The sequence below is a fragment of the Peptoniphilus rhinitidis 1-13 genome, assembly GCF_000246925.1.
GTDB classification, from domain to species: Bacteria; Bacillota; Clostridia; order Tissierellales; family Peptoniphilaceae; genus Peptoniphilus_A; species Peptoniphilus_A lacydonensis.
The window spans coordinates 41653-57050 of the sequence record NZ_BAEW01000003.1; the positions used below are offsets into that span (position 1 = coordinate 41653).

At 29.5% G+C, this 15398-nt stretch carries 18 protein-coding genes; 4 read left to right on the forward strand and 14 right to left on the reverse strand.

Going from position 1 to position 15398, the window contains the following annotated elements; all coding sequences use genetic code 11:
- Positions 1-4: 4 nt before the first annotated feature.
- From RH95_RS02995 to ychF, 12 genes are all read right to left on the reverse strand, one after another.
- A complete protein-coding gene (locus RH95_RS02995; protein WP_010244192.1) occupies positions 5-1132 on the reverse strand; it encodes a cysteine desulfurase family protein in 1128 nt (375 codons plus the stop codon).
- Between the two features lie 7 nt (positions 1133-1139).
- Entirely contained in the window at positions 1140-1535 is a 396-nt protein-coding gene (locus RH95_RS03000; RefSeq protein ID WP_010244195.1) for an RrF2 family transcriptional regulator, read from the reverse strand.
- A gap of 11 nt (positions 1536-1546) precedes the next feature.
- Positions 1547-2002, reverse strand: a complete 456-nt coding sequence (gene sufU, locus RH95_RS03005) for a Fe-S cluster assembly sulfur transfer protein SufU (RefSeq protein ID WP_010244197.1) — start codon at positions 2000-2002, stop codon at positions 1547-1549.
- The gene (locus tag RH95_RS03010) at positions 1992-3233 is read right to left on the reverse strand and encodes an aminotransferase class V-fold PLP-dependent enzyme (RefSeq protein WP_010244199.1); all 1242 of its coding nucleotides are present in this window, start codon (positions 3231-3233) and stop codon (positions 1992-1994) included. The genes sufU and RH95_RS03010 overlap by 11 nt, the downstream gene beginning before the upstream one ends.
- Position 3234: 1 nt before the next feature.
- Positions 3235-4284, reverse strand: coding sequence for a SufB/SufD family protein (locus RH95_RS03015; protein WP_010244201.1), 1050 nt, complete (start codon positions 4282-4284; stop codon positions 3235-3237).
- A 7-nt stretch (positions 4285-4291) separates the two neighbouring features.
- A complete protein-coding gene (gene sufB, locus RH95_RS03020; protein ID WP_010244203.1) occupies positions 4292-5704 on the reverse strand; it encodes a Fe-S cluster assembly protein SufB in 1413 nt (470 codons plus the stop codon).
- Positions 5705-6451 carry a Fe-S cluster assembly ATPase SufC gene (sufC, locus tag RH95_RS03025; protein ID WP_010244205.1) on the reverse strand — a complete coding sequence of 249 codons (747 nt, stop codon included), beginning with the start codon at positions 6449-6451 and terminating at the stop codon, positions 5705-5707.
- 125 nt (positions 6452-6576) lie between these two features.
- Entirely contained in the window at positions 6577-6936 is a 360-nt protein-coding gene (locus RH95_RS03030; RefSeq protein WP_010244208.1) for a YraN family protein, read from the reverse strand.
- Complete coding sequence (gene rnhB / locus RH95_RS03035) at positions 6930-7547, reverse strand: ribonuclease HII (RefSeq protein WP_010244211.1); 618 nt, start codon at positions 7545-7547, stop codon at positions 6930-6932. Before rnhB ends, RH95_RS03030 begins: the two co-directional genes overlap by 7 nt.
- A complete protein-coding gene (gene ylqF / locus RH95_RS03040; protein ID WP_010244213.1) occupies positions 7537-8385 on the reverse strand; it encodes a ribosome biogenesis GTPase YlqF in 849 nt (282 codons plus the stop codon). Before ylqF ends, rnhB begins: the two co-directional genes overlap by 11 nt.
- Complete coding sequence (locus RH95_RS03045) at positions 8386-9210, reverse strand: HAD-IIB family hydrolase (RefSeq protein ID WP_010244215.1); 825 nt, start codon at positions 9208-9210, stop codon at positions 8386-8388.
- A gap of 8 nt (positions 9211-9218) precedes the next feature.
- On the reverse strand, positions 9219-10307 hold the full coding sequence (gene ychF, locus RH95_RS03050; protein ID WP_010244218.1) for a redox-regulated ATPase YchF: 1089 nt from the start codon (positions 10305-10307) through the stop codon (positions 9219-9221).
- Between the two features lie 249 nt (positions 10308-10556).
- Here ychF and RH95_RS03055 point away from each other — a divergent pair, with 249 nt between their 5' ends.
- The 4 genes from RH95_RS03055 to RH95_RS03070 all read left to right on the forward strand — a co-directional run bounded on the left by RH95_RS03055 (position 10557) and on the right by RH95_RS03070 (position 14400).
- Positions 10557-11810, forward strand: coding sequence for an ATP-binding cassette domain-containing protein (locus RH95_RS03055; protein WP_010244220.1), 1254 nt, complete (start codon positions 10557-10559; stop codon positions 11808-11810).
- On the forward strand, positions 11800-12639 hold the full coding sequence (locus RH95_RS03060) for an ABC transporter permease subunit (RefSeq protein WP_010244222.1): 840 nt from the start codon (positions 11800-11802) through the stop codon (positions 12637-12639). The genes RH95_RS03055 and RH95_RS03060 overlap by 11 nt, the downstream gene beginning before the upstream one ends.
- Positions 12640-12848: 209 nt before the next feature.
- On the forward strand, positions 12849-13370 hold the full coding sequence (locus RH95_RS03065) for a sigma-70 family RNA polymerase sigma factor (protein ID WP_010244224.1): 522 nt from the start codon (positions 12849-12851) through the stop codon (positions 13368-13370).
- Positions 13360-14400: a hypothetical protein gene (locus tag RH95_RS03070; RefSeq protein ID WP_010244227.1), complete on the forward strand. Its 1041-nt coding sequence runs from the start codon at positions 13360-13362 to the stop codon at positions 14398-14400. Before RH95_RS03065 ends, RH95_RS03070 begins: the two co-directional genes overlap by 11 nt.
- 476 nt (positions 14401-14876) lie before the next feature.
- On the opposite strand, the gene RH95_RS03080 is transcribed toward RH95_RS03070, so the two are convergent.
- On the reverse strand, positions 14877-15119 hold the full coding sequence (locus RH95_RS03080) for a hypothetical protein (RefSeq protein WP_158309962.1): 243 nt from the start codon (positions 15117-15119) through the stop codon (positions 14877-14879).
- On the reverse strand, positions 15109-15288 hold the full coding sequence (locus RH95_RS03085; RefSeq protein WP_026038576.1) for a hypothetical protein: 180 nt from the start codon (positions 15286-15288) through the stop codon (positions 15109-15111). Before RH95_RS03085 ends, RH95_RS03080 begins: the two co-directional genes overlap by 11 nt.
- Between the last annotated feature and the right edge of the window lie 110 nt (positions 15289-15398).

The following is a 15398-nucleotide window of genomic DNA, read 5'->3' on the forward strand; positions in this document are numbered from 1 at the left end:
ATCATCACCTGCTCTTGAACTTTTTCATTCCTTCCAAAATTTTTTCCACTACAAAATCACATTCTTTTTTTGTATTATCTCGATTAAGTGATAATCTAAGCATGGAAAGAGATTCTTCTTCACTTCTTCCAATTGCTCTTAGAACATAAGATGGATTTATACTTCCTGCTGCACAAGCAGATCCCGAAGAAACACATATATCATACATATCTAAAAACTGAACTATTGTTTGTGGTTTTACATTTTTTAGAGTTATATTAATATTGCCTGGAAGTCTATTTTCTCTGGAACCGTTTAAAATAATCCCATCTATGTTGAGAAGCTTTTCAATAGTATAATCTCTCAATTCTCTTGTATATTTTATATCCTCGTCAATATTTTCATAAGCATCTTCAATTGCTTTTCCTATTCCAACAATTGATGCTACATTTTCCGTAGACGCCCTCATTGATCTTTCTTGCTCCCCACCATTTATAAAAGGATTTATTTTTACATTATCTTTTTTATATAAAATTCCAATACCCTTTGGTGCACCAATCTTATGCCCTGATATAGAAAGCATATCAACGTCTAGATCTTTTAAATTAAAATTAATATTTCCCATTGCTTGCACTGCATCTGTGTGAAACAAAATATTTTTATCTCTTGCGATTTTTGAAATTTCAGCAATTGGTTCGATTGTTCCTATTTCATTATTTGCAAACATAATAGATATTAATTTTGTGTTTTCTCTTATACTTTCACTTAATTCATCTAATTTTACAAAGCCATCTTTATCAACTGAAATAAGAGAATACTCTGTTCCCTTTTTTTCAACTGATTTTAAAGAATTTAAGATAGCTGGATGTTCTATCTTTGATGATATTATATGATTTTTTTCTTTTTGATTCAATGTTTCTTTTATAACCCAATTGTCAGATTCAGATCCTGACGCCGTAAAATAAATTTCAGTTGGTTTTACTTTTAATATTTCTGCAATTTTTATTCTCGAATTTTCTATTGCTGCTTTTGATTTTTGTCCCAGAGAATAAATAGAAGATGCATTCCCATAATTTTCTCTGAGATATGGGAGCATCTCGTTAAAAACATTCTCTGTTATTTTTGTAGTAGCAGCATTGTCCATATAAATCATAAATACCTCACATATCTGCCAATGTCATTGATTCCATTACACCTTCAATTTTCCCTTGAAGCTTTGCTAAAATATCTCTTGTTGCACAATCAGAAAGTTTTCCACAATTTTCATTTTTACCAAGATCGCAACAAGAAAGAGATATATCTCCTTCAAGTGCATTTATAATTTCTCCTATTGGAATATCTTTAGGATCTTTAGCAAGTACATATCCTCCTCCTGCTCCCCTTGTTGATTCTACAAGACCTGCTTTTTTTAAAAGGGAAAAAAGTTGTTCTAAATAAGATTCAGATAAATTTTCATCCTTTGCTATATCTTTTAATGATCTTGGCCCTTTGCCAATATTTTCTTTTAAATTATACATTGCCATAAGACCATAACGACCTTTTGTAGAAAGTTTCATCTAATCACCTCTTATGAAGGAATAAAAGATCCTTTTTCTTTATTATTTTCTAACATATCCTTTAGAGTATACCAAGATAGAACTGCACATTTTACTCTTGCAGGAAGACTTTTAATGGATTCAAAGGCAATTGCATCATCAAGTTCTTCAAGTTCATCTGGATCTGTAACTTCGCCCTTTACCATTCCAATAAATTTTTTCGCCCTGTCAATTGCTTCTTCAACAGAAACACCTTTGACATTGTCGCACATAATGGAAGTAGATGCTTGAGAAATCGCACAGCCATGACCTGTATAAGAAATATCTTCTATTATTCCATCTTTAACTTTAAGTTCAAGAGTAATTTCATCACCGCAGCTTGGATTATGTCCAAGTTCTTTGTGTGTATAATTTTCCAATTCTCTCCTATTATGTTTGTTTCTAGAGTGTTCCAAAATTAATTCTGTATAAATACTATCAAGATTCAATTCCTAAAATCCTCCTTACATCATCAAGATGTTCTACAAAATAGTCAATTTCTTCTGTGGTATTGTAAATTGCAAAACTTGCCCTACAAGAAAAATTTGATCCTAAAAATCTGTGAAGTGGTTGTGCACAGTGATGACCTGACCTTATTGCAATTCCAAAAGTATCTAAAATTGATGCAACATCGTGTGGATGAGCTTCTTTAAAATTAAAAGAAATAACCGGAGCTCTATTTTTATCACTTGTAGTATAAACTTCAAGATAATCTAATTTTTTTAGTTTTTCATAAGCGTAATCAGTTAAATATCTTTCATACTCATCAATTTTTTTCATTCCATATTTATTTATAAAATCAATTGCTGCTGAAAGGTTTACTGCTCCTTCAACATTTGCAGTTCCTGCTTCAAATCTTTGTGGTGCATCTAAAAAAGTTGTGTGGTCTTCATAAACATATTCAATCATATCTCCACCAGATAAGAAAGGTTCCATTTCATTTAATAAACTTTCTTTTCCATAAAGCACACCAATTCCAAGTGCAGAATACATCTTATGACCAGAAAAGGCTAAAAAGTCAACATCAAGTTCACTGACATTTACTTTTCTATGAGGAACAAGTTGTGCCCCGTCTAAAATAATTTTTGCATCTGAATGTTTTCTTGTATAATCAACAATTTTTTTAATGTCTGGATTTGTACCAACAACATTTGATGCACCTGTTATTGATAAAATTTTTGTCTTTTCTGTAATTTTTTCTTCTATTTCTGAAAATGGAATTTGCTTATCTTCATCTATATAAAGATATTTTAATTTTGCACCAGTCTTCTTTGCAACTTGTTGCCATGGAACTAAATTAGAATGATGTTCCATAATTGAAATTAAAATTTCGTCGCCATCTTTTAAATTATTAAGCCCATAAGAATATGCCAATAAATTTATAGCTTCTGTTGCATTTCTCAAAAATACAATTTCACTAGCTTTTTTTGCACCAATAAACTCACGAACTTTTTCTCTAGAATTTTCATAAACTTCTGTTGACTTCATTGCTAGATAATGTGCACCTCTGTGAGGATTTCCATTTTCTTTTTCATAAAAGTTTTTTATGTTTTCCATAATTTCACGAGGTTTTTGAGTTGTTGCTCCATTGTCAAAATAGACAATATTTTTCCCATTTGGTTTTAATTCTAAAAAGGGAAACTCTTTTCTTATCTCTTCAATTTCTGTCTTTGTAAACATTTCAATTCCCTCTCTTTATAATTTTTCTAACAGAGTTCCAAACTTCTTCTATCAATTCTTCATTATTTAATGAATCAATTGCACGAGAAAATTTTGATTCAACTATTAGAGATTCCGCTTCTTCTAAACTAATTCCTCTACTCATTAGATAAAAAATTTGGTCCATATCAAGTTTTCCAGCACTAGACGCGTGGTTTCCTACTACATCATCTTCATGTGCAAGCATTAGCGGTACTGATACTGAATGAACTGTGTCATCAAGTAAAATAGAATATTCTTCTTCTGCACCAACTGCGCCCTTTGCTCCTTCAATAAATTGTAAATTGGATTTAAAATTCTTTGAAGAATTATCTTTAAGTGCTCCATTTACTAAAATATCAGATTCAGTTTTTTCTCCTCTGTGAATCATATCGTAGTTCATATTTAAATATTCGTCTTCTTTTCCAAAGTAAATTGAATCTACAATTGAAGAGGAATTTTCTCCAATAAGTTCACATTTATAATTTGTGTATAGTTTTGATGCTCCAAGTTCATATTGGTGCACAGCTACCTTTGCGCCGTTTTCTGTGTAAACCCCAATTGATTCAAGCACAAGCGATCTATTGTCATCCCTTGCTATTATAAAAAGCTCTACCTCTGAATTTTCCTTTGCAAGGACTCTAATTACAGAATTCCTAAATTTGTTATTTTCGCCATAAGAAGTGTAATCAATTATTACTTTTATTTTAGAATCTTTTTCTGCAATTATATCGTGAAGATCAAAAAGTTCATTGTAATTGTCGTCTAATTCTAAAAGCTTAAAATCTTCTTTCTCTTCCTCTAAAGAAGTTTTATATAAATTATAATAATTTAAATATTTTCTATTTAACTCTAGCACTTCATTTGAAATTCCATATTTTATATTTTCAAATTCAGAAATTTCATTTGGATTTTTTTCTCCAGCTTCTTTATATGATTTTCCCTTTATTTCTGGAATTTTTATTTCAGTTTCATTTACTTTTAAATAAGTAAAAGTTTTAAAAGCAATTTCATTTCCAATAATATTTGTCATGTTTCACCTACCCAATTGATCCTACAAGTTCAAGATTAATTAAATTATTCATCTCAACTGCATATTCCATAGGAAGTTCCTTTGCAATTGGCTCTGCAAATCCTCTAACTACCATTTCTTTTGCCTCTTGTTCAGAAATTCCCCTTGACATCAAATAAAAAATTACAGAATCACTAATTCTTCCAATTTTTGCTTCGTGTCCAATATCTATGTCGTTGTTTTCAATCTTTATTGTAGGAATAGTATCTGACCTAGATATATTGTCAAGCATTAGGGACTCACAAGATGTTGAATTTTTTGCTCCCACTGCATTTTCTTTTATATCAACAAGTCCTCTATAAATTGCAATTCCTCCACTTTTTGAAATTGATTTTGTGTTTATAGTTGATTTTGTATTTGGAGCAGCGTGAATAACTTGTGCACCTGTGTCAAGATTTTGTCCTTCTCCTGCAAAGGAAATCCCTGTAAACTCACTGCTTGCATTTTCTCCAACAAGAATTGAACCAGGATAGAGCATTGAAACTTTTGATCCAAAAGATCCAGAAACCCATTCAATCTTTCCATCTTTTTCTACAATTGCTCTTTTAGTATTTAAGTTATACATATTTCTTGACCAGTTTTCTATTGTCGAATATCTTAGAGTTGCACCTTCTCCCACAAAAAGTTCAACAGCTCCTGCGTGTAAATTAATTACATTGTATTTTGGAGCAGAACAACCTTCTATAAAATGACAATATGCTCCATCTTCCACAATAATAAGAGTGTGTTCAAATTGACCTGCTCCTGGAGCATTTAATCTAAAATAAGATTGAAGAGGTATATCAACATTTACTCCTTTAGGAACATATACAAAAGATCCTCCACTCCAAACAGCATAATGAAGTGCTGCATATTTGTGAAGAGATGGCTTAATACATTTGCTAAAATATTTTTTTACAATTTCAGGATATTTTTTTAAACCAGTTTCAAAATCTGTATAAATTACTCCTTGATCTGAAAGATATTTTTGAACATTGTGATATACAATTTCTGAATCATATTGTGCACCAACACCAGATAGCATCGCTTCTTTTTCAGCTTCAGGTATTCCAAGTTTATCAAAAGTATCTCTTATATCATCAGGGACATTTTTCCAATCGTCTGACATTTCAGCATCAGGCCTAATATAAGTTGTAATTTCATTCATATCAACTTCAGAAATATCTGGACCCCATTTTGGATTTTCTTTTTCATTAAAAATTTTAAGAGCTTTTAACCTGCTCTCCAACATCCACGCTGGCTCTTCTTTTTCCTTTGAAATTTGTCTTACAATATCTTCTGTAAGTCCCTTTTCAGTTTTTGATCTATAAGTGAATTTATTTTTGATGTCATAGACACCACGATCCATTTCTTCTAAATAAGTTTTTTCTTTTTTAGTCAATTATTTCACCTCTTCTCTTATCCAATTAAATCCTTCTTCTTCGATTTTATCTATTAGAGAAGCGTCCCCTTCTTTTACAATTTGTCCATCTAAAATTACATGAACAAAATCAGGTTTTATATTATCTATAAGCTCTTTGTGGTGAGTAATAATTAAAACTGCATTATCTTTATCTAAAAATCTTTCAATTCCATTTGATACTATTCTTGTAGCATCAACATCAAGTCCTGAATCAGTTTCATCTAAAATTGCAAGTTTTGGATCTAGCATTAGCATTTGAAGAATCTCATTCTTCTTCTTTTCTCCACCAGAAAATCCAACATTTAAATATCTCTCTGCGTAAGAAGAATCCATTTTTAATTCTTCCATCTCTTCTTTAATTTGCTTTTTAAATTTTAAAATTGAAATATTTTTATCTTCTTTTAAGGATTTAGCCGTTCTTATAAAATTTTCAACTGAAATCCCTGGCACTTCCTCTGGAGTTTGAAAAGACATAAAAAGTCCTTTATTAGCTCTCTTGTCCGTTGAAAGATCTGTTATATCTTCACCATCTAAAAATATTTTTCCACTTGTCACATTGTAAACGGGATTATCCATTATTACATTGGCAAGCGTGGATTTTCCAGACCCATTTGGACCCATAATTACATGAACTTCTCCATAATTAATTTTTAAATTTATATTTTTTAAAATCTCTTTATCTTCAACGCCTGCACTTAAATTCTCTACTCTTAATAACTCTGTCATACTTCCTCCATTTATAAAAAATAATTCATACAAAATTACTATGTTTTTTCTATTAACTATAATAACACAAGTTTTTTAATTTTCAAATAAATTTCCAAAAATAAAAAAACTAGGCTTAACCTAGTTTAAGAAAGTATAAATGCAGATTCTATGTGATTTATTTCTTTTTCATTAAAATAAATTTCTATAATGTCAAATCGAACCATTATATCGAAGAGAGATTTTTCCATAATATATGCAGTAGCAGTCTGTATTATATTTTTCATTTTAAATTCAGTCACTGCTTCATAAGCATCCCCATATTTTCTAGAATTTCTTGATTTAACTTCAACAAATACTATTTCATCTTTATCTCTTGCAATAATATCTATTTCAGTTCCAAGCGCTCTATAATTTCTCTCTAATATTATGTAACCTTTTTTCTCCAAAAATTTTGTGGCAATATCCTCTCCACGATTACCAAAATATAAATTGTGTCCTACCATAATTTTATATTTTTTAAAAAAGTTTTTCTGTGCATATCGCTTGGCCCATAAGTTTTTAAAGCTTCCCTGTGATATTTTGTAGCATAGCCTTTGTGTTTTTCAATTCCATAATTGGGATATTTTTCTGCCCATCTTTTACAAAGATTATCTCTATAAACTTTTGCAATAATAGATGCACAAGCAATGGAATAACAACTTTCATCTCCTTTAATAATTGCTTTTTGAAAAATACCAGTCTTAATAGTTTCTGCATCTATTAAAACACAATCAGCTTCCACTTTTTTCCCTTCACTATCTTTTAAATTTTCAAGAGCATTGATCATTGAAATATGTGTTGCCATTTTTATATTTACTTTGTCAATTATGTCTGCATCCGCCCTTCCAATTCCAACGGCAACACAATTTTCTAAAATTTTTGTATAGAGCTCTTCTCTCTTTTTTGGAGTCAACTTTTTAGAATCATTAACTCCTTCAATGTAATCACCCTTTGGCATAATTATTGCACAAGATACTACATCTCCAAAAAGGCACCCTCTTCCAACCTCATCTATTCCACAAATATTTTTATATCCCTTTTTATAATAATCATCTTCAAATTTTTCAAAATTCATTTGGCCCCTCCAATGTGACCTTTCCCATTAGACCCTTTCTAAACTCATCTAAAATAATTCCAGAAACTTTTTCGTAATCAATAAATCCACCTCGCATAAGAGCTCCTCTTCTCTTACCAATTTCGTCCATTATTTCTATTGAAGAAAGTTCTTTTATATCTTTTAAATTATATCTATTTTCTATTAAAGTTGAATCAATTTTTACAAGTTTCTCTATTAATTTAAGTGCAAGAGTTTCTCTATCCATAATTTCATCTTTAATTGCACCAGTAAAAGCAAGATTTAGGCCAACATTTTCTTCGAACTTTGGCCACAAAACTCCTGGAGTATCTAAAAGATGAAGTTTTGGATGAATTTTTATCCACTGATTAGTTTTTGTAACTCCTGGTCTATTTCCAGTTTTTGCAGATTTTGTGCCTGATATAGAATTAATAAAAGTAGATTTACCAGAATTTGGTATTCCCACAATCATAGCACGAAGTGGCCCCTTTTTTAGCCCTTTTTCTTCATATTTTTTTATTTCCTCACTCATTAAATCTTCTGCCTTTTTTACAACAATATTTACATTGGGTTTTGTTGCATTATAAGAAATTGCAAAATTATTTTCATCAGTTAATTTTTTCATCCACTCTTCATTTAATTTAGGATCGGACAAATCTGATTTATTAAAAATTAAAAGTCTTTTTTTATTTTTTAAGAGTTCATCAAAGAGAGGATTTCTACTTGAATAAGGAATTCTCGAATCAATTATCTCAATAACAAAATCAACAAGTTTTAATTTCTTTTCTATGTCCTCTATGGTCTTTTTCATATGACCAGGGTACCAATTAATATTCATTTAACCACCAAATATAACCTTGTTCAAAATTTTTATTGCTCCATCATTATTGTTGTCAAAGTCAGAAATTACATCTGCTACATCTTTAAGAGAATCTACACTATTTTTCATAGCAATACCAAGACCAACATTTTTAATAAGCATAATGTCGTTAGAATCATCTCCAATTGCAGCCACTTTATCTAAATTAATATTTCTATTTTCCGCATATTTTTTTATCCCATAAAACTTGTCGCCATTTTTTTGAAGAACTTCGAGCATCCACTTTGGCTCTCTTCTTATTCTCATAATATGAAAATTGAATCTATCAGAAATTTCTTTTTTCATTCTATTTCTAAGTTCAACTAAATCATCGTGACTGCCTGCAAATACAATTGATAGAGGCTTTCCTTCTAATTTATTAAAATCGTCTAGAGCTAAATTTCTATTTCTAAAAGCGTCAATATAAGTTCCTTCAAAATTTTCAAAATTTTTTCTCTTATAAACTAAATCAATTTCGTTGTCAGTTGCAATGTGAAGAGATGTATAAATATTTTTATTGTCATCAAAAGCCATAACGCTTTTTAAATCTTCCTTATTAATTGGATTCACATATTCAACTTTTCCAGTTAAATTGTCTTTTATGACATTTCCATTGTTACAAATAAGATCAATATCTACATCTCCTACAAATTTATGAGCAGAATAATATTCTCTTCCCGTTGCAACCACAGGAATTATATTATTTGATTTTAATTTGTCGACAAAATTATAAAAACTTTTTGTCATAACTTTGTCTGAATTTAGAAGAGTTTCGTCTAAATCCATAGAAACTATTTTTATCACGAAATCACCTATACATTAAACTTAAAGACAATTACATCACCATCTTCAACAATATAATCTTTGCCTTCACTTCTTATAAGTCCTTTTTCCCTTGCCGCAGCCACTGAGCCAGAATCAACAAGATCTTTGTAACTTACAGTATCTGCTTTAATAAATCCTCTCTCCATATCTGTGTGAATTTTTCCAGCAGCAGTTGGAGCTTTAGATCCTCTTTTAATTGTCCAAGCTCTCGTTTCCATTTCGCCAGTTGTAAGAAAAGAAATAAGACCTAAAAGTTTGTAACTTGACTTAATCAATTTATCAAGACCAGATGAATCAAGACCAAGCTCCTCTAAGAAAAGTTCTTTCTCATCTTCATCTAAAGATGCAATTTCAGCTTCAATTTCTGCAGAAATTACGACAACTTCGTCGCCAGCATTTTCTGCATATTCCCTAACTTTTTTCACATATTCATTATCATCATTAGAAAGTTCTTCTTCAGCTACATTGCAGACATATATGACAGGCTTTGCACTTAAAAGAGCATAATTTTTTATGATTTTTTCTTCTTCCTCATCAATTTCAACTTTTCTTGCAGATTTTCCTTCTTCAAGAGCCGTTTTTATTTTCTCAAGCAAATCTCTTTCCTTAGCAAGAGATTTTTCTGCCCTAGATTTTTTTACAACTTTTCCATATCTATTTTCAACTTGCTCAAGATCTGAAAAAATAAGCTCTAAATTTATATTTTCAATATCACGTATTGGATCAATAGAACCATCGACATGAATAATATTTTCGTCATCAAAACATCTAACAACATGAACTATTGCATCAACTTCACGGATATTAGAAAGAAATTGATTTCCAAGCCCTTCGCCCTTACTTGCTCCTTTAACAAGTCCTGCTATATCATAAAACTCTATATTAGTGTGAACAACTTTTTCTGAATTACTAAGTTTTGCCAAAACATCTAAACGCTCATCAGGCACATTTACAACGCCAACATTTGGCTCAATAGTTGCAAAAGGATAATTTGCAGCTTCTGCACCAGCACTTGTAAGAGCATTAAATAAAGTAGATTTCCCAACATTGGGAAGTCCAACAATTCCAAGTTTCATTAGAAAACCTCCATTTCAAAATAAAATTATATCACAAGAACTTCTAATAAGTCATTTATTTTCTGCCTTTAAAGTTTTTATAATTAATTTTATTTCGCCGAAAATTTTATTTTTATAAACGTGAAAAATAAACTATACACTTTTATAATTATTTAATTCTTAAATTTTGTCAAAAGAATAGGGAAAACTTCCAATTAAATATTTTTTATTGTATAATGAATTTACTAATTATATAAAGAGGTGAATGGGATGAGTGCCATCGTCATAAATGACCTGACAAAAGGCAAGGGAAAAGAAAAAGTTTTATCAAATTTAAATTTAGAAATTTTAGACGGAGAATTTTTCTCTCTACTTGGGACGGAAGATTCTGGGAAGACAACTCTTGCAAGAATTATTATGGGATACTTAAAACCTAGTAGTGGTACTATTAAGGTTTATGATATGGATTCATTTAAAGAATCAAAAGAAATAAAAGAAAGCGTGTCTTTTGTACCAGAAGAAATGATTTTTGACTCAAAAATAAAATCATATAATCTTCTCAAAAAAACGCTAAAAGTGCATAATCTAATAAACACAGAGGACATCGACGTACTAAGTGACTATTTTGAATTTAACAGTAATATTAGAGTTTGCGATTTAAGAGATAGAGAAAGAAAAATTTTAGCTATTTTAAATGCACTAATAACTAAGCCAAGACTTTTAGTTTTAGATAATCCTTCAAAATTCTTAGAAGAAAAGGATATAGACAGACTTTTTTCACATCTAAAAAAATTAAATGAAACTGAAAATTTAACTGTTCTTTTACTTTCAAACTCTCTTAGACAAGCTAAAAAATATTCCGCAAGAATTGCTTACCTATCTGATGGAAAAATTCAAGAGATTGAATATAATAATGTAAAAGTGACCGGCGACAAAGTTTTAAAAATTGATTCCTTTAGAGGAAATTTAAATTATTTTACATCAATCGGTGCAAGAATTATTAAAGATGAAGAAGATGAAACTATTCTATACTTTGATGGGCCTCTCCCTGAACTTTCAAAAGTTATATACGAGGAAGCCTTGGAAAATTATGTACTTGAAGACGCACAACTAGATGATAAAGTCAATGCTTATTATAAAGGTGAAAATGCAAATATTCCTAGAAGAGAAAAAACTGTAGAAAAAGAAAATTTAATAAAAGAAAACAAAACAGAAATAATAAATCACTCTTCTAAAGATACAGTTGAAACTTCTACAATTAATGGTATGGATGAAAATACAATAAAAGCTTCAAAATCAGAAAATAATTTTAATGAAGTTGATGGTATAATACCATCCACATCTGAAAAAGACGAAATTCACAACACAAAGACCAATCTTTTTGTGGATGATGAACATAAAATAAAAGATAAAGATGTAGAAGAAAATAAAAATGAGGAAACTATTATTTTTAAAACTTCTGATAGTGGTGTCTTTAACGAAACAGAGGATACAGAGCTAAAGGAGGATGAAAATGATATTTAATATGGAATTTAAATCAAATTTTGGGAAGATGATTGCTTGGGCAATAGTCCTTATAATTTTACTTGGGCTAATGCTTGCCTTTTATCCTTTCCTTGCAGAATCACAAATGAACTCACTTTTTAATTCTGTGGTAGGATCTTTTAATGAACCCACAAGAAATATTTTAGGTTTTTATGACGGAATGGATATTGTAAATGTTGGCGACTACATCGCTCTTGTTTATCACTATCTTGCAGTGTTGATTTTTATTCTTGCAATGCAACTTGGTGCAAACTCTCTTGCAAAGGAACAAAATAGTGGAAACATTGAATATATTTACTCAAATCCAATTTCAAAGTCAGAAATTGTAACAGGAAAATTTGCAGCAAATATTGTAATTTATCTTTTATTCTTAATTATAATGGCTCTTGCAACAACTGGTCTTGTAATGGGTATTAATTCAATTGGCATTGGAAGCGGTGATGCTTTAAACATTACAAGCTTTGATATTTTCGAATCAGTTGTAAAAATTTTTGTTGGACTTCTTGGAAGTGGACTAGTATTTATGTCAATAGGATATTTCTTCTCTTCCATGTCCAAAAACTCCATACATCAAGATGCAGTATCTGTGCTTTTTGTATTGCTAATAATTTTAATAACAATAGTCGGAAAAGTAGTGGGCAATATGTTTGGCTATGTTGTCAACTTCTTCACTAACGAAGCCTTTAAACCTTTTAGCTTTATAAGCGGAAATATTAATTTAATTGCAATAGGAGTAAATATTTTTATCTTTGTTCTAATGATTGTGTTAACTTATTCAATTTATAACAACAAAGAACTTAAATACTAATTTTAAAAACTACCTTTTGATTTTTAAGATGACTCTATAGTTGTACTTAATACTATGGCTTGCAGTTTACAAGTTCTAGTATTATATTATTACTTTCCACCCCTAAGGGTGGAATTTTTATGCTCAAAATTATTTTTTATAAATTTTAATTTTAAAAATTTGTCAGAATCATTATCTCTATCACGAATATATTAGTGAAAGGAGGAAATATGAATAATAAAGACTTAATACAAAGGCTGAAAAATAAAGATGAAGATGCCCTTTACATATTTATTGAAGAGTATGGAAAAATATTGAAGGGTGTTATTTCAAAAACACTTTGGAAATATCCAAACCTGTGGGAAGAAGCTATGAATGATGCTCTTTTAAGTATATGGCAAAATATTGAATACTTTGATCCAAGTAGGTCTACTTTTAAAAATTGGTGTGCTCTTGTTTCAAAATATAGGGCCATAGACTTGCTCAGAAAAGAAGTTAAATTTGAAAGCCTTGAACTAGAAGAAAATTATGCAGTGAATGATTCTGACTTGAGCTCTAACTTAGAAATTCAAGAAATTCTTTCACTTTTAGATAATGAAGATAAAAAACTTTTTGAAAATATCTTTATCAATGGGCTTTCTTACAAAGAGGCGGCATCAAAGCAAAACATTTCCACAGCAAATGCTTATAAAAAAGTTAGTAGAGGAAGAAAATTTTTTAAAAAATGGAGGAGAAATTTTTATGAAAAATAATATTTATGATGAATTAAACGACATTAAAATAGAATATGAAGAAATTCCTCTTAATGATTTTGAAAGAGAAAATCTTAATAAGACGATTAAATCATTGAAAGTAAAAAATAAAAAGAATAAGTTAAATAAAAAAATAATTACACTTGTAGCATCATTTATATTAATTTTTGGGATATCAAACTACACATCAGATGGTTACGTCTTTGCTAAGACAAGAGAATTAGTAAATAATTTTAAAATTACCTTATCAAATGCTATGGATCTTTCAAGAGATGTTGATAAATACAGCGTAAATTTAAATGAAGCTTTTGAAATAAATGACAAAAAATATATTTTAGATAAATTTATTATTGAAGATAACAATTTATACACTGTAATTTTGAGTCTAAATGACTCAGAAAAAAATCCTAGTGGAGAAGTTGAATTAACTGAACTTAAGGTTAATGGTAAGAAGAATAAAATTCTTGGATCCAGTGGCTCTGCTTATACTTTGCCTGAAGATAAAAAAATAAATGTTACTTCTCTTAAATATGTTTTAGAAGACTCATTGCCAAAAGAAGGCATAGTTAATTTAGAATTTTCCTTTGATGAATTTTTAGGCAACAAGAAAAAAATTACTCTCTCAACAAATATAGATATGTCTCAAATGAAAATGAAGAAAAATCTTATAGTAAGGGACTTTACCATTCCAGATACTAATAAGATTTTAATTGAAAGCTTTACTATAAGCCCAGCTTCACAAAAAATCCTATTAACCTATCCTGACACCGAAAACGGCTATCTTTATTCTATAAAAGCAAGAGATTCCAAGGACAGGTTTGTCTATTTTGAAACTTGTGAAGCAGAAAAAAATACTTCTACTCTATATTTCTCACCAGTAACTAGTAAAGTTACTGCTGATGAACTTTTAAATGAAATTAAAACCTTAAAATGTCAATTATACAGAGTGACAGTCCACAGCTATGACAACAAAGAAATGTCTATTGGAGAACAAGCAATTGGTGACGAATTTACTCTTAAATTAAGATAGAATAAAATTTTATATTCAATGAAAAGAGAGACTCGAATTAACGAGTCTCCCCAATATTTGACATAGAGCCTTTAAAAAGACCTAGCTCACAATATGAACTGACCTCCGTAAGTTGGTTTTTTAGTCCAACTCACGGAGGTCAGTTCAATTTAGTAGGCTTATTTTTTATTTTTATACTAAGCACTATTACTAATATTAAATTATAGTTTCTTTCTAAATATTATACTTATAAGAAAACATATAAATATAAGAGATCCAAAAATTAAATTTAAATTTTGTTGCATTTCTAGTACTTCAATATATTTACTCATATTTCCAATTAATTTAAATCTGAAGGATATTAAATTATAAATAAACATTATAATATAAATTCCTATCATTTCATTACGTGCATATTTAAATATTTTGTACGACAAATTCTTTTCTGTGTAGGGATGCTTTATTTCTTTATATATTTCATCAAACATACTAAAAAACTACCTTTCGTGAACAATTCCACTCTTATTTAATAGAGTACTTTCATCTTCCCCTATATAAACTATTTTATAATTAAACCATTTATTGACTACATGAGACTCACCTGTGATTTTTGAAATTGCTATTTCTCTTTTTTCTCCAGTCCAAATTTTTAAAGTTCCAGGATTTTTATGTGAACCATCGAATTCATTATAAGTTCCAATTACAGCTCCTAGAGGCATTGTGTATCCATTACACATCACTCCTATGGCAAGCATCAACCCATTTATCTCTATCATGTGCTTGAGCTTGATTAAAATGTTCTGAATGTGTCAATCTCATATTGTCATATTCATAAGAATAAGTAAATGGATTATTAAAAAGTCTTTCTCCATCAAAAGGTAATTTATTACCTTCACTAAAAAAAATCACCTGCAAAAACACTTGTTATAAGTATTGATGATACTAATAAACTTAATACTACTTTAGAAACTTTTTCTTTAAACATAAATAGACCTACTTAATCGAAAAACATTTTCCCT